Genomic DNA, 16,051 nt, shown 5'->3' on the forward strand with positions numbered 1-16,051 from the left:
TCAGGAGATGGGCGTCTCGGGAAGTGCGGATTCCCCATGTGATTCCGTCATTGAACGGAATCACATGGGGAATCCATGGCATTGCCTCGTCAACTCAGGACATCGGCTCAGCGGCGCTTCATGGCCTCGAAGAACTCGAGGTTGGTCTTGGTATCTTTCAGGCGGTCGATCAGGAATTCGGTCGCGGCCACGTCTTCCATCGGGTTGAGCAGCTTGCGCAGGATCCACATGCGCTGCATTTCATCTTCAGACGCGATCAGGTCTTCACGACGCGTACCGGAACGACGGATGTTGAGTGCCGGGAAGACACGACGCTCGGCCAGCTTGCGGTCGAGGTGCGCTTCCATGTTACCGGTGCCCTTGAACTCCTCGAAGATGACTTCGTCCATCTTGGAACCCGTGTCGACCAGTGCCGTGGCGAGGATGGTCAGACTGCCGCCTTCCTCGATGTTGCGCGCGGCACCGAAGAAGCGCTTCGGCTTCTCGAGGGCATGCGCATCGACACCACCGGTCAACACCTTGCCGGAGGACGGCACCACGGTGTTGTAGGCACGCGCCAGACGCGTGATGGAATCGAGCAGGATGACGACATCCTTCTTGTGCTCGACCAGACGCTTGGCCTTCTCGATCACCATCTCGGCGACCTGGACGTGACGGGCCGGCGGCTCATCGAAGGTGGAGGCCACGACTTCGCCGCGCACGGTGCGCGACATTTCGGTGACTTCCTCGGGACGCTCATCGATCAGCAGCACGATGAGGTGACATTCGGGGTTGTTGCGAGTGATGGAGGCGGCGATGTTCTGCAGCATCATCGTCTTACCCGCCTTGGGCGGTGACACGATCAGACCACGCTGTCCCTTGCCGATCGGGGCCGTGAGATCCAGGATGCGCGAGGTGATGTCCTCGGTGGAACCGTTGCCGATTTCCATCAGCAGACGCGATTGCGGGAACAGCGGCGTCAGGTTCTCGAACAGGATCTTGTGCTTGGCGTTCTCGGGACGGTCAAAGTTGATCTGATTGACCTTGAGTAGCGCGAAGTAACGTTCCCCTTCCTTCGGCGGACGAATCTTGCCGGAAATGGTATCGCCCTTGCGCAGATTGAAGCGGCGAATCTGGGACGGGGAAACGTAGATGTCGTCGGGGCCAGCAAGGTAGGAAGAATCCGCACTGCGCAGGAAGCCGAAGCCGTCCTGCAGGATTTCCAGCACACCATCACCATAGATATCCTCGCCGCTTTTCGCGTGCTTCTTGAGGATGGCGAAAATGATGTCCTGCTTGCGCGAACGTGCCAGGTTGTCGATCCCCATGGTCTGGGCGAGTTCCAGCAGTTCCGGGACGGTATTTTGCTTGAGTTGGGTAAGATTCATCGGCTTGTTTGAACGTAGCTCGTGTCAGCAGGGCTGAAGATAAGAAGGGAATCGAGAAGACGAGCAGGAGGCAGAGACTGACACTGTACTGTGTGAGTGCAGGCTGATCTCGACAGCATTCCCGGGGGCAAGCGCCTGAGTGGAAAGAATACAGGTGCCAAAGGTTCAGGAAAGATCACTCACCACGGCCGTACAACGGATTCGGCAACGGAGTGTCGAGCGACTGCAGCCCGTCCGCAAGGACATGGGGCGTCGTGCTTCCTGACGTAAAAGTCTTCTCGATATGGAATCTAGCGGTATGAATCGCCTGGTGGCTGACCTGTGAATAGAAGGACAGAATTACCAGAGGGCTGGCTGACAACTGGGGGACCGTGGGACGGTCGACATGACGCAATCAGAGAGCGTGTAATCAGGCGAACGCCTCGATGGTAGTCAAGCTTCACCTCGAACGCAAGTCCCGTGCTCAGAGGCCATGCCAGCGCAGCCCGGGGGACGGGGCCGCCGCTCAACTCACGGCGTCATCCCCTATCACAGGTTGGCATCCAGGAAGGCGGCCAATTGCGCACGAGGCATCGCCCCGACCTTGCTGGCCTCGACATTTCCGGACAGGAACAGCATCAGGGTCGGCACGCCACGAACGCCGAAACGGGACGCCAGTTCAGGGGCCTCATCGACATCGACCTTGACGATCTTCAACCGCCCTTCATATTCCTCCGCCAGCGACTCGAGTGTCGGGGCCACCGTCTTGCACGGCCCACACCAGGAGGCCCAGAAATCCACCAGTACCGGCTGCTCGCTCTCCAACACCACGGATTCAAAGTCTCTTTCTGAAATCGGTGCCACACGTTCGCTCATCGCGACGTTATCTCCCAGGCCACATCGGCCTTGCTGATCTTCCTGCAGGTAAATGATGATGCTTCAGCGTGACGACGATGACGGCAAGCCCCGGGACGGGCGGTGTCACGCGAGCGCCTTGCACGAGAGGCATCGCTCTCTGGCGCTTCGCACGACTGTCATGTCGCACCAGTAGACTACCACGCCCTGTCTCTGACATGCCCCACTCTCGACCGATCCTGCCGACGACATGCCATGAGGTTTGACACCTCACACAAGTCGCCGCAACCTTGATCCAGACTGACATTGCATTCTTTACCGTGATACTCCGCAGCGTGGACGGCTTGGCACATGGCGCCCTGCCCTCGAGGACAGCGCATGTAGCAGCGCCCGTTCGCGCAAGGCCTGCCAGCAGGACCTGCCACAAGGACCATGCATTTGAGTGATTCAGCCTCCTCTCTACCTGACAGCTCCCCCGCTGCCACGGACACCAGTGACGATGCACCACTGTTGAAGCTGGCCGCCATCGATCTCGGCTCCAACAGTTTCCATCTGCTGCTGGCCAATCATCAGGCCGGGCAATTGCAGGTCGTGGCCAAGCAGGGCGAGAAGATCCAGCTGGCAGCTGGCCTGGATGAAGACGGCATGCTCAGTGAAGATGCCATGGAGCGTGCGCTCAACTGCCTCGCACAGTTCGCGCCCTTCCTGGATGGCATCGAGGCGGAGCATCTGCGCATCGTCGGCACCAACGCGCTGCGTGCCGCGCACAACAGCCAGACATTGATCGATCGCGCCGAGGAATTGCTGGGACATCCCATCGAGATCATCGCCGGCCGTGAAGAAGCGCGCCTGATCTATCTGGGGGCCGCCCATGCCCTGGCCGATGTGCATGGCAAGCGCCTGATCATCGACATCGGCGGCGGCTCGACGGAATTCATCATCGGTGAACAGTTCGAGCCGCTGTTGCTGGAAAGTCTGCACATGGGCTGCGTGGCCTATACCAAGGCATTCTTCTCTGACGGCGAGATCAGCGAGAAACGCATGCGCCGTGCCGAACTGGCCGCTCGCTCGGAGCTGGCCAGCATACAGCGCAGCTATCGCGAGCTGGGCTGGGACGACCCCGTCGGCTCCTCCGGCACCATCAAGGCAGCCGCCAGCGTGATGGAAGCCCATGGCTGGGCAGCACACGGCCTGGTGACTCGCGAGGGACTCCATCGTCTGCGCACCGCTCTCTTGGGATTCAAGCGTCTCGACAAGGTCAGCCTGCCAGGCCTGAAAAGTGACCGCGCCAGCGTCTTCCCGGCCGGGGTCGCGATCCTGTGCGGTATATTCGAAGCCCTGGAACTCGAGCAGATCCGCTACTCCGATGGCGCGTTGCGCGAAGGCGTGCTGTTTGATCTGATCGGTCGCAATACGGCGGAAGACTCGCGCATCGCGGCCATCGATCTGCTGCGCCGTCGCTATGGTATCGACACCCGCCATGCGGCCAACGTGCGCGATACCGCGCTGGCGCTGTTCGACCAGGTCGCGGATACGTGGTCACTGGGGGCAACCTCCCGCCAGATGCTGGCCTGGGGGGCCGAACTGCATGAAGTCGGGCTGGCCATCTCGCATAGCCAGTTCCATCGTCATGGCGCCTACCTGATCGAGCATTCCGACCTGCAGGGGTTCTCGCGACCGGAGCAGAAGGCGCTCGCCTTCCTGGTACGCGCCCATCGTCGCAAGTTCGCCAGCCGGGAGCTTGCCAATCTGCCGCTGACGCTCCAGCCACGCCTCGCCCGTCTGGCACGCCTGCTGCGCATCGCCGTGATGCTCAATCATTCACGCCCTGAACAGCCTGTCCTCGGCACGCAATTGAGCGCCAAGGGCGACGAATTGCGACTGAGCCTGGCAGAAGAATATCGGGATCACAGTCTGATCTGTGATGACCTGACCCAGGAAAGCAGTCTGCAGAAGGCCGCCGACATGACGCTCACCCTCGAAGACGTCGACTGAGAACGGACGCCGCCCTGGCCTCGTGCTGTCCCGCCACTACGCCCAGGGCCCCGTGAGACTCTCTGTCGAGACTGACTCCCGGGGCCGACTTCTGAGGCCCACAGTCAGCCACTCGGCTTCGCTCGCAACCACCACCCGCACGCGGGATGCCATAGCGCCACGATGGCTTGATCGCGGGCACGTCGCGCTACCCGCAGCTGGTGGCGCTGCCAGGGTGGGATGTCGGCTTCCTGCAGCAGGCGCTTGAGGTCCCGCCGGCCCCTGTCAGCCAGACGCATGACATCACCCGGCTGACGCTGACCGATCACGACTTCGTCCTCCTGCGCGGCCAATGCCTGCCAGCTCTGTCTCGCCCGATCATCCAGTTCACGCCGTTGGCAGTCACTGACCCCATCACCAAGACCATGCCTTGTAACGGTATCACTCGCCTGCCACCACAGCTGATCGCGCCAGAGGCGCACCACCAGACTTGAGACCGGACTGTGCCAGCGCACCTCCGCCACCGAGTCCGGCGGCGTGACGATCCACTGCTGCAGACTGGCCAGGCGCCCGCGCGGCGGCACCGGCCAGCCGCGTGATTGGCACAGGTGGCGCAGGACCAGACGCTGACGTGGCTCACTCAACTCGCCCAGACGTGCCAGCGACAGCTGCACCTCTTGCTCTTGCTCTTGCTCCTGCCCTTGCTCCAGCTCCTGCCCCGGCGTGACGCGCTCCGCGCCTGACAGCCGTACCTTCGCCAGCAGCTCGGCCGCCAGCTCATCCAGCAATGACTGCTCTTCCTGGAGCTGCTGCGCCGAGCGCGCAAGGCTGCCCGCAGCCTGTGGCCAACGCCCTTCGAGTGCCGGCAGCACCGTGTGACGCAGATAATTGCGATCGAAACGCTGACTGAGATTGCTGGGGTCCTCGCACCAGTCTCGTGAGACACATAGCCCTTGCTGACTCGCCAGAGTCTCGAGATCACGGCGAGAGACATCCAGCAGCGGGCGTACCAGTCGTGCACGCGCATGGGGGGGCAGATCTCGCCCAGTGGGCGAGTTGCCCACGGTCAGCGCCCGCTCAGGCGGCATGGCCGCCAGCCCGCGCCCGCCACTGCCGCGCAGCGCGTTGAGCAATAGTGTCTCGGCCTGATCATCCTGATGCTGCGCCAGCCACAGGCTATCGCCCGCCGCCAGACAGGCCGTCAGTGCCGCCAGCCGCGCCTCACGTGCGGCAGCCTCCACGCCTCGCGACTTGAATGCGGCCTCATCCAGCGCCAGATGGCGCACACTCAACGGCAGCCCCAACCGCGAGGCCAGCCTGCGCGCCAGACGCTCGAAATCATCATTGGCCGCCTGCAGGCCATGGTGCACATGCACCAGCCGCAGTCGCCGTGGGCACTCCTGCGCCGCTCGCGCCGCCAGCCTCGCCAGCATCACCGAATCCAGTCCGCCCGAGAGTGCGATCCATACCGTGTGCCGTGAATCCGTTGCTGCCAACGCCGCACGGACGGCAACGAGTGCGCGCGATTCCGCCATCTCGCCAAGAGACTGCGGAGACGAGGACATCGAGTCCAGTGAAGAAGACAGAGACATGCCGAGCTCCCGTCGCGAAAGCAGATGGATGGAGTGAGCGGAGAAAAAGCGGCCCTGAACGCAAGGACGCCCCCGGAAGATTCCGGAGGCGTCCTTGTCACTCAGGCGTGAACTGCATGCGCATCAAGCGTGATGTGCAGAGATCATGCCGGTGCGCCGTAGCTCATCAGGCGCTGGTAACGACGCTCCAGCAGGGCGTCGGCATCCAGCGCGCCAAGACGCTCCAGGCCTTCACCCAGCGCGGCCTTGATGCTGTCGGCAGCAGCTTGCGGGTTGCGGTGCGCGCCACCCAGCGGCTCCTTGATCAGGTTATCGACGAAGCCCAGCTCCTTGAGGCGCGAGGCCGTGATGCCCATGGCATCAGCGGCATCGGCGGCACGCTCTGCGCTCTTCCACAGGATGGAGGCACACCCTTCCGGCGAGATCACCGAGTAGGTGGAGTACTGCAGCATGTTGAGCTCGTCACACACGCCGATGGCCAGTGCACCACCGGAACCGCCCTCACCGATGACGGTGGAGATGATCGGGGTCTTGAGGCGCGACATCACTGCCAGATTGTAGGCGATGGCCTCGGACTGACCGCGCTCCTCGGCACCGATGCCCGGATAGGCACCCGGGGTGTCGATGAAGGTCAGGATCGGCATCTTGAAGCGCTCGGCCATCTCCATCAGACGGCAGGCCTTGCGGTAGCCTTCCGGACGCGGCATGCCGAAGTTGCGACGCACCTTTTCCTTCACGTCACGGCCTTTCTGGTGACCGATCACCATCACCGGCTTGTCGTCGAGACGCGCGATGCCACCGACCAGGGCTTCATCGTCCGCGTAGTGACGGTCGCCGTGCAGCTCATCGAAATCCGTGAACAGGTTCTCGAGGTAGTCGAGGGTATACGGACGCTGCGGATGACGCGCCAGCTGAGATACCTGCCAGGCACCGAGGTCCTTGAAGATGGACTCGGTGAGCTTGGTGCTCTTGTCCTGCAGACGAGCGATCTCGTCAGACAGGTTGACCTGGGAGTCGTTACCGACCAGACGGAGTTCCTCGATCTTGGCCTGCAGCTCGGCGATCGGCTGTTCAAAGTCCAGATAATTGGGATTCATAAGGCGTTTCGTTCGTCGTCTCGGGCAGCCAGGAAAGCGAGTCGGCCGGGTCACTCCCCCTGAGCAAGCGCTCAGGCGATCTGTGGCTCACGGCGGTCACAGTCGGCATGGAATTGGGTACGGAAAAGATAGGGGGGCATTATCGCACCCTGTTCGACAGGTGCAAACCTTGCCCGCCCGTTCGGCGAGGGATTGCCTCCCCCCCACGCCCTTCACCACCTGGTTTCACTTGCATCTTCAAGGGGAAGGGATGGCGTCCCTCCCCCTTGATCAACAATCACTCACGGTACTTGAGTCGCACGCCACGCTGGCCTTCCACCTCACCCAGCTGGATCAGCAGTTCATCGCTGGGGGCGACGCGCCATTGCTCACCAAGCTCCAGCCAGGCCTCCGCGGCGGCATTGCGATAGCGTAGCCGCATCGGCAGGCCTTCGCTGGCCAGGTGCGGCGTCAACAGCGTGGACAACTGCTGGGTGAAGCGTCCGCCGATATCCTCGGCGGCGATGCTCATCTCGACGGCCTCACCGAAGCGCGCCCGCGCATCGATGATCGGCGTGACATCCTTGCCACGCAGGCGCAGGCCGCCGGAATAATCATCCTGACTGACCTCCCCCTCGACGATCACCACGCTGTCAGGTACCAGCTTGTTGCGTACCTGATCGTAGAGTTCGCCGAACATCGAGGCCTCGATGCGTCCGGTGCGGTCATCCAGGGTCACGAAGGCCATGGTATCGCCACGCTTGGACTTCATGGTGCGCATGGCGATCACCAGCCCGGCGATGCGCTGCGGCTCCCGCGACGGCTTCAGGTCACTGATGCGCGCATTGATGAAGCGCTTGAGCTCACCTTCGTATTCATCGATGGGATGGCCGGTCAGATAGAGCCCCAGGGTGTCCTTCTCGCCGGTGAGGCGCTCCTTGTCGGTCCACTCGCGCGCCTTGCGATAGCCGGCGTAGACATCCGTTTCCGGCTCGCTGAAGGCATCGCCGAACATGTCGGTGATGCCGACATCGTTGTTGGCATGATTCTGGGAGGCGGCCTTGAGCGCATCCTCCACCGCCAGCATCAGCACCGCACGGGACGGGCCGATGTTGTCCAGCGCCCCGGAGCGGATCAACGCCTCCAGGGTGCGCTTGTTGATCTTCTTGGCATCGATGCGCTTGCAGAAGTCGAAGATGTCGCTGAACGGCCCACCCTCGGCACGTGCGCTGACGATCGCCTCGATCGGGCCCTCGCCCACGCCACGGATCGCGCCCAGCCCGTAGACGACGCGCCCTTCGAGGTCGACGGTGAACTTGTAGCCACCGATGTTGACGTCCGGTGGCGTGACCGTCAGGCCGATATGGCGGCATTCCTCGATCAGCGGTACCACCTTCTCGATGGTCTGCATCTCGGTCGAGATCACCGCGGCCATGAACGGCCCCGGATAGTGCGCCTTCAGCCAGCCCGTCTGGTAGGAGACGAGGCCATAGGCCGCCGAGTGGGACTTGTTGAAGCCGTAACCGGCGAACTTTTCCACCAGGTCGAAGATGTTGCCCGCCAGGTCCTTGTCGATGCCCTTCTCGGCACACCCTTCCATGAAGCCGGCACGCTGCTTGGCCATCTCTTCCGGCTTCTTCTTGCCCATCGCGCGGCGCAGCATGTCGGCCTGGCCCAGCGTGTAGCCGGCCAGCACCTGCGCGATCTGCATGACCTGCTCCTGGTACAGGATGATGCCGTAGGTCGGCTCCAGTACCGGCTTGAGCAGCTCGTGCTGATAATCCGGGTGTGGATAAGACACTTCTGAGCGACCGTGCTTGCGGTTGATGAAGTCATCCACCATGCCGGACTGCAGCGGGCCCGGGCGGAACAGGGCCACCAGGGCGATCATGTCTTCCAGGCAGTCGGGCTTGAGCTTCTTGATCAGCTCCTTCATGCCGCGGGATTCCAGCTGGAAGACCGCCGTCGTCTCCGCCTTCTGCAGCATGTCGAAGGTCTTGGCGTCATCCAGCGGAATGTCATCGATCTCAAGCGGCGGCAGCCCTTCACGCTCACGGACCTTGTCGACCATCTCGGTCGCCCAGTCGATGATGGTCAGGGTACGCAGCCCCAGGAAGTCGAACTTGACCAGCCCGGCTTCCTCGACATCGTTCTTGTCGAACTGCACCACCAGACCGCTGCCATCCTCTTCACACAGCAGCGGCGAGAAATCGGTCAGCTTGGTGGGAGCGATCACCACGCCCCCGGCGTGCTTGCCGGTACCGCGGGTGGTGCCCTCGAGCTTGAGCGCCATCTCCCAGATTTCCTGGGCCTCTTCATCGTTCTCGATGAATTCCTTGAGCTGAGGCTCCTGCTCGATGGCCTTCTCCAGCGTCATGCCGACTTCAAAGGGAATCAGCTTGGAGAGCTTGTCGCCCAGCGAGTAGGGACGCCCCTGGGCACGCGCCACGTCACGCACCACCGCCTTGGCGGCCATGGTGCCGAAGGTGACGATCTGCGAGACCGCATTGCGCCCGTAGCGCTCGGCCACGTAATCGATGACGCGATCGCGCTTCTCCATGCAGAAGTCGACGTCGAAGTCGGGCATGGAGACACGTTCCGGGTTCAGGAAGCGCTCGAACAGCAGGTCGTATTCCAGCGGATCCAGATCGGTGATCTTCTGGGCATAGGCCACCAGTGAGCCGGCACCGGAACCACGCCCCGGGCCGACCGGCACGCCGTTGTCCTTGCCCCACTGGATGAAGTCCATGACGATCAGGAAGTACCCGGGGAAGCCCATCTGCAGGATGATGTCGAGCTCGAAGTCCAGGCGGGAACGATAGCGCTGTTCGGTGTCAGCCCAGGCTTCGCTGTCGCGGGGATGCTTGTCGCGCGGATAGAGCTTCTCGAGGCGTTCCGTCAGGCCATCATGGGAAACCTTGCGGAAGAACTCATCCATCGTCATGCCTTCCGGCACCGGGAACTCGGGCAGGAAGTAGGTCCCCAGCTGAACCGTCACGGAACAGCGCGCCGCGATCAGCACGCTGTTCTCGAGCGCTTCGGGAATGTCGGCGAACAGCTCGTGCATTTCCTCGGCGGTCTTCAGGTACTGCTCATCGCTGTAGCGGGTCTCGCGGCGCGGGTCATCCAGCGCCTTGCCTTCCCCGATGGCCACGCGTGTCTCGTGGGCCCAGTAGTCCTCACGCTTGAGGAAGCGCACGTCATTGGTAGCGACCACCGGAGTATCGGTCGCCTCCGCCAGCGCCACCGACAGATGCAGGCACTCTTCCTCGTACTGGCGCTGGGTACGGGTCAGCTCCAGATAGAAGCGATCCCCGAAGACCGCCTTCCATTCGCTCAGCAGGGTCCGTGCGGTGTCTTCGTGATCCGAGAGCAGATGACGCCCGATCTCGCCCTCGCGACCCCCGGACAGCACGATCAGCCCATCGGCCTGCTCGAAGATCCACTGCTTCTCGAGATAGGCACGCCCCTGCTTCTGGCCGTCGGTCCAACCACGCGAGATCAGCTCGGTCAGATGGCGATAGCCGATGTCATTCATCGCCAGCAGCGTGATGCGGTAGGGGCGCGTGACGTCCTGCGGATTGGTCATCCACAGATCGGAACCGATGATCGGCTTGATCCCGGCCCCTCGGGCATTGGAGTAGAACTTTACCAGCCCGAACAGGTTGGCCTCGTCGGTGACCGCGACAGCCGGCTGGCCTGCCGTGGCGGTCGCCTTGATCAGCGGCTTGACGCCGGGCAGACCATCGACGAGAGAGAACTCGGTGTGAACGCGCAGGTGAACAAAGGGCGTGGTCATGGAATCGGCTCGTGAAGTCTGCGTGACGGTAAAGGATTCAGTCGCGGCGGGTGACGATGGCCGCGCTGACGCTGCCGGCGCCTCGGACGCTGAAGACGGGTACTCCGCTGCCAAGGATAGCGCGTCGGGGGCAGCGTCTGAAGGCGCCTCGCCTGTCAGGACGACCTCGACTGACGGGGATGCCGTGGTCTCACTGGCATCAGTCAGACCACGGCTGGCGGCTTTTTTGCAGCGGGAGACTGGCTCGGCTCACTCGTCGCCAGGGCCGCTTCCTGCTCTGACGGCCCCGACGATTGCCCTGATGACTCGACAGCCTTGTCCGGCTCAGCGGTTGGCTCAACCGGGGCCGGCAGCGCGATCAATGCATCTTCCGGCACGGCCTGCGGCACATGCCCGGCCATGTAAAGCCGCTTGACCGGCCCGAAGCTCTTGCGATGCAGGGTAAGGATGCCATGCGTCTCGATGGCAGCCTGATGCTCGCGGGTCGGGTAGCCCTTGTGACGCGCGAAACCGTAGGCGGGGAAGCAGGCATCCAGCGCTGCCATCTGGGCATCGCGGTATACCTTGGCCAGTATGGAAGCCGCGCCGATGGCGGCGTGGCGCAGGTCGCCCTTCACCACTGCCTTGCCGGGAATCTCGTGCCCCGGCAGACGATTGCCATCCACCAGCAGATATTCCGGGCGTACGCCCAGGGCATCGACAGCACGCCGCATCGCCAGGTGCGTGGCCTGATAGATGTTCAGCTCATCGATCTCTTCACTGGTGGCCTCGGCGATCGCCCAGGCCCAGGCACGCGCACGAATCTGCTCGTACAGTGCCAGGCGCTTCTTCTCGCTGAGTTTCTTGGAGTCGGTGATGCCCTCGATGGGGTCATTCGGGTCAAGAATCACCGCTGCCGCCACCACGGGCCCGACCAGCGGTCCACGCCCGACCTCATCGATACCTGCCAGCAGCTCCCCGTGATAGGGGATCACCAGCGCAGGGAAATCATCGGCAGGTTTGCGCTTGCGACTGGCGGGCAGAGTGGCGGGTCGATCGGCAGAATCGGTCATGGTATCTCGGGGCGTCAGACAACCGACAGACCACTGTTGCGGCCTGCCGATCAGGGGGTATCAGTCAGTAAAGGCATCACGGGCGGTCGTGATCAGCGCCCCGCCAGCTCACCGATGGCAATGGCGGCCGCGGCGCTGGCATCACAGGTCAACTCACGATGCATGGCGACGAAGCGCTCACGCAGCTCACGCTGGCGACAGACATCGCCGGCGGCTCGCGACAGCAAGGGAGCGAGGCTTTCCTCGATGGACTCCGGCGTGGCTGCGTCCTGGATCAGCTCCGGCACCAATGTCTCGCGGGCAATCAGGTTGGGCAGCGAAATCCACTCGGTCTTGACCATGTGCCGTGCGATGCGGTGGGTCATCGACGCCATGCGATAGGCCACCACCATCGGACGATGACACAGCAGACATTCGAGCGCTGCCGTACCGGAGGCCAGCAGCACGGCATCGGCGGCAGTCATCGCTTCACGCGACTGGCCATCGATGAGGTGAATGCGACTGCGATCCAGCGCCTCGCGCCCCTGCATCAGTGACTCAAGCTCGCTACGCCGCAGCGGCGTGGCGGCCGGAATCACCACTTCAAGCGCAGGGTAACGCTGGCAAAGGCGTTCAATGGCGGCCAGGAAGGTCTCGCCGAGGAAACGGATCTCGTTGCCACGGGATCCCGGCAACACCGCCAGCAACTGCACGTCGGGGGCAATCCCCAGCTGCAGGCGGGCAGCATCGCGATCATCCTCGAGCGGCAACTCATCCGCCAGCGGATGGCCGACGAAGGTCACCGGCACCTGATGTTCGCGATAGAAGGCCGCCTCGAAGGGCAGGAAGGTCAGCATGCGATCGACGGCACGGCGGATGGTCTTCACCCTGCCCTGACGCCAGGCCCAGACGGAGGGACTGACATAGTGCGCCGTGGTGATGCCCCGCTTGCGCAGGCGCAGCTCGAGCCCCAGATTGAAGTCGGGAGCATCGATACCGATCATCACGTCAGGCTGCCACTCAAGCGCGTCGCGCAACAGATGGCGACGCACCTTGATCAACTCCGGCAGATGCTTGAGCACCTCGACCAGCCCCATGATGGAGAGAGTTTCCAGCGGATAGAGGCTGTCGAAGCCTTCGGCCTGCATGCGCGGCCCCCCGATGCCACGAAACTCGACATCGGGATGACGCGCCTTGAGCGCGCGCATCAAGCTGGCACCGAGGATGTCACCGGAGAGCTCTCCGGCTACCAGGTAGATGCGCATGCTCAGCGTGTCAGGCCACGAGTGGACGCCTTGAGCGAGGCGATGAAGACATCGCGCTCGGCGAGAGGCGGCTCACCTTCCAGCTTCTCGAGTGCCTGCGCCAGTGTCAGCCCCTGACGGAAGACCGTCTTGTAGGCCGCGTTCAGGGCGGAGATGGTCTCGCGACTGAAACCACGGCGCTTGAGGCCGACGCTGTTGAGGCCATGCGCCTCGGCAGGGTGCCCATTGACCATCACGAAGGCCGCGATGTCCTTGGTGATGATGGAGCCACCGCCCGCCATGGCGTGCTCGCCGACATGACAGAACTGGTGCACCGCCGACAGTCCGCCAAGAATGACGTGATTGCCCAGATGGACATGCCCCCCCAGCGTCGCCTGATTGGCCATGATGCAGTCATCCCCGATGATGCAATCATGGCCCACGTGCGAGTAGGCCATGAACAGGTTGCGACTGCCGATGCGTGTCAGGCTGGCATCCTGGACGGTACCACGGTGCAGGGTCACACCCTCGCGAATGACGTTGTCATCCCCGATCTCCAGGCGTGTCGGCTCACCGGCGTACTTCTTGTCCTGGCAATCCTCACCGACCGAGGCGAACTGGAAGATGCGGTTACGCTCACCGATGACCGTCGTACCCTTGATGACGACGTGCGGCCCCACCACCGTGCCAGCGCCGATCTCGACGTCGGCACCGATCACGCAAAACGGACCGACCTCGACATCGTCGGCCAGGCGGGCGCCGGGATCGACAATGGCAGTAGGATGTATCAAGCGACCTTCCTCTCGGCACAGATGATTTCGGCTTCACAGACCACGTCACCGTCGACCTTGGCCTGACAGGCGAACTTCCAGATACCACGCTTCTCGCGCAGCACGCGGGCGCTGATCTCGAGCTGGTCGCCCGGCATGACCGGACGCTTGAAGCGCACGTTGTCACTGCCCACGAGGTAATAGATGTAACCATCGGCAGGACGCTTGTCGACCGTCTTGAAACCCAGAATACCTGCCGCCTGAGCCATGGCCTCAACGATCAGCACACCCGGCATGATCGGGTGTCCCGGGAAGTGGCCATTGAAGAACGGCTCATTGATGCTCACATTCTTGCGCGCGACGATGAACTCGCCAAGGGACAGTTCCATGACCCGATCGATCAGCAGGAAAGGATAGCGGTGCGGGAGATACTCACGGATCTCGTTGACGTCCATAACCATTGGCTTGCAACCTCTGAAATAACGAAATGCCTGCCGCACTCGGGCAGGCATGTAATGACGGTCCGGACCGCCGTTCTGGCAATGGCGCGCATTATAGCGTCCTTGCGCGCGACTGGCAGCCGCTCATTGCCCAGAGTCGCCGGGCTGACGAGATGACCTGCCTGGACAGGCGCTCGGCACAAGGCACAAAACCAGCGACCACTGCCTCATGGACAACGCCTGCTGGCACCTGCCGCGGTGCCAGAGCAGCGCTACCTGTCCTTCAAGTCCTTCTCGACCTGGTTCAGACGTCGTGCGAGCTGATCCAGCTGCTTGAAACGCACGGCATTGCGGCGCCACAGGCCATTGTCCATCGCCCCGGTACCCGACGAGTACACGCCCGGCTTGGTGATGGAATTGGTCACCAGACTCATGCCGGTGACCTGCACGCCATCACAGATTTCCAGATGCCCGGCAAGCCCCACGCCACCGCCCATCAGACAGTAGCGACCCACCTTGGTGGAACCGGCGATGCCGACACAGCCGGCCAGCGCCGAGTGATCTCCGATCTGCACGTTGTGCGCGATCTGGACCTGGGAGTCGATCTTGACGTCATTGCCGATGATGGTGTCGCCGAGTGCTCCTCGGTCAATGCTGGTGCAGCTGCCGACCTCGACATCATCACCGATCATCACGCCACCCAGCTGGGCGATCTTGTGCCAGCCCTTGCCGTCGTGGGCGAAACCGAAGCCGTCGGCACCGATCACGCAGCCACTGTGCAGGACTGCCCGCGCCCCGATGACCACCCCGTGATAGAGCGTGACATTGGGATGCAGCAGACACCCTTCGCCCAGCACGCTGTCAGCGCCAATGACGCACCCGGCCTGGAGACGGGAGCCATCCCCGATACTGACACCGGGGCCGACCACCACCTGCGGGCCGATCTCGACATTCGCGCCCAGCGTGGCCGTCTCATCGACGACCGCACTGGGATGCACGCTGGCCTGCGGTGCCTGTGCCATGGGATCGAACAACCGTGACAGCTCGGCATAGGCCAGGTAAGGATTGTCCAGCACCAGCGCATGGCTCTTGCACTCGTCGAGATGACTCTCGTGCAGCAGCACCGCCGTGGCCTGAGAGTCCGCGAGATACTTGAGGTAGGCGCGATTGGCGAGGAAGGCGATATCGCCTGGCGCCGCGTCCACCAGCGTCGACAGACCAGAGACCCGAACGTTCGGGTCGCCAACGAGTCGAGCACCCAGCCGCTGAGCCAGATCCTCGAGAGTGTAGGAGAATTGTTGCTTTTTCATGCTGTCTCTAGGCGTCGGGCGCCGCTGGCTCGCATTCGCGTAGGCATGCTCAATGCTGGCATCGCGCGCCGTGACGCGCGACGACATCAGTTGAGCGAGTTGAAGACCTGGGTGACCTCATCGGTCAGGTCGAGACCATCCTTGCTGTAGACCGTGGCACTGCGGTCCACCAGCAGCTCGACACCGTGCTTGTCGACGACCTGCTGAATGGCCTTGTCCAGCTTGGGCTTGGATTGCTTGAGGAATGCCTGCTCGGCCTGCTGCTGCTGCTGCTGGACCTGGCCGCGCAGCTGCTGGAACTGCCCGCCCTTCTGGCGCAGTTGCTGCTGCAGTGACTGGCGCTCGGAATCCGACATCACCGCACCATCCTTCTGCAGCTTGTTCTGCATGGTCTCAAGCTCCTTGGCCAGCGCCTTGGCCTGATCCTGCTTGCCAGCCAGCTGATTCTTGAGCTGATTCATGGAACGCTGGGCAGCATCGGAGCTCAACAGCGCCTGGCGCCAGTCCATGACCGCCACTTCCGTGGCCTGGGCCATCATCGGGGTCGCAAAGGCTGCGAGGCCGCCTGCCAGACACAGTGCGCGGGTCAATTTACGCATCATAAAACTCCTTGT

The 16,051-nt window shown here is 62.8% G+C and carries 11 protein-coding genes and 1 pseudogene; 1 reads left to right on the forward strand and 11 read right to left on the reverse strand.

Annotated elements, in window-relative coordinates; all coding sequences use genetic code 11:
- Positions 1-107: 107 nt before the first annotated feature.
- On the reverse strand, positions 108-1,367 hold the full coding sequence (rho, locus tag QD172_RS13380; protein WP_077377862.1) for a transcription termination factor Rho: 1,260 nt from the start codon (positions 1,365-1,367) through the stop codon (positions 108-110).
- Between the two features lie 528 nt (positions 1,368-1,895).
- Positions 1,896-2,222: a thioredoxin gene (gene trxA / locus QD172_RS13385; protein ID WP_077377859.1), complete on the reverse strand. Its 327-nt coding sequence runs from the start codon at positions 2,220-2,222 to the stop codon at positions 1,896-1,898.
- Between the two features lie 489 nt (positions 2,223-2,711).
- On the opposite strand from trxA, the gene ppx reads away from it, so the two are divergent.
- Complete coding sequence (ppx, locus tag QD172_RS13390; protein WP_279856012.1) at positions 2,712-4,196, forward strand: exopolyphosphatase; 1,485 nt, start codon at positions 2,712-2,714, stop codon at positions 4,194-4,196.
- 104 nt (positions 4,197-4,300) lie between these two features.
- Here the strand turns inward: ppx and tilS are convergent, their stop codons facing one another.
- The 9 genes and pseudogenes from tilS to QD172_RS13435 all read right to left on the reverse strand — a co-directional run bounded on the left by tilS (position 4,301) and on the right by QD172_RS13435 (position 16,036).
- Positions 4,301-5,767 (reverse strand): tRNA lysidine(34) synthetase TilS, encoded by a 1,467-nt coding sequence (tilS, locus tag QD172_RS13395; protein ID WP_279855989.1) that lies wholly within the window; start codon positions 5,765-5,767, stop codon positions 4,301-4,303.
- Between the two features lie 143 nt (positions 5,768-5,910).
- Complete coding sequence (gene accA, locus QD172_RS13400) at positions 5,911-6,864, reverse strand: acetyl-CoA carboxylase carboxyl transferase subunit alpha (RefSeq protein WP_077377854.1); 954 nt, start codon at positions 6,862-6,864, stop codon at positions 5,911-5,913.
- A gap of 277 nt (positions 6,865-7,141) precedes the next feature.
- A complete protein-coding gene (dnaE, locus tag QD172_RS13405; RefSeq protein ID WP_279855990.1) occupies positions 7,142-10,642 on the reverse strand; it encodes a DNA polymerase III subunit alpha in 3,501 nt (1,166 codons plus the stop codon).
- A gap of 407 nt (positions 10,643-11,049) precedes the next feature.
- Positions 11,050-11,694: pseudogene (gene rnhB / locus QD172_RS13410) on the reverse strand (ribonuclease HII); the annotation flags it as partial.
- A 92-nt stretch (positions 11,695-11,786) separates the two neighbouring features.
- Entirely contained in the window at positions 11,787-12,938 is a 1,152-nt protein-coding gene (gene lpxB, locus QD172_RS13415; RefSeq protein WP_279855991.1) for a lipid-A-disaccharide synthase, read from the reverse strand.
- Positions 12,939-12,940: 2 nt separating this feature from the next.
- Complete coding sequence (lpxA, locus tag QD172_RS13420) at positions 12,941-13,708, reverse strand: acyl-ACP--UDP-N-acetylglucosamine O-acyltransferase (protein ID WP_077377842.1); 768 nt, start codon at positions 13,706-13,708, stop codon at positions 12,941-12,943.
- Positions 13,705-14,148 (reverse strand): 3-hydroxyacyl-ACP dehydratase FabZ, encoded by a 444-nt coding sequence (gene fabZ, locus QD172_RS13425; RefSeq protein WP_077377839.1) that lies wholly within the window; start codon positions 14,146-14,148, stop codon positions 13,705-13,707. Before fabZ ends, lpxA begins: the two co-directional genes overlap by 4 nt.
- Positions 14,149-14,399: 251 nt before the next feature.
- Complete coding sequence (lpxD, locus tag QD172_RS13430) at positions 14,400-15,437, reverse strand: UDP-3-O-(3-hydroxymyristoyl)glucosamine N-acyltransferase (RefSeq protein ID WP_077378183.1); 1,038 nt, start codon at positions 15,435-15,437, stop codon at positions 14,400-14,402.
- A gap of 86 nt (positions 15,438-15,523) precedes the next feature.
- Entirely contained in the window at positions 15,524-16,036 is a 513-nt protein-coding gene (locus tag QD172_RS13435) for an OmpH family outer membrane protein (protein WP_077377836.1), read from the reverse strand.
- Between the last annotated feature and the right edge of the window lie 15 nt (positions 16,037-16,051).

It is taken from the genome of Cobetia sp. 10Alg 146 (assembly GCF_029846385.1).
Taxonomy (GTDB): Bacteria; Pseudomonadota; Gammaproteobacteria; order Pseudomonadales; family Halomonadaceae; genus Cobetia; species Cobetia marina.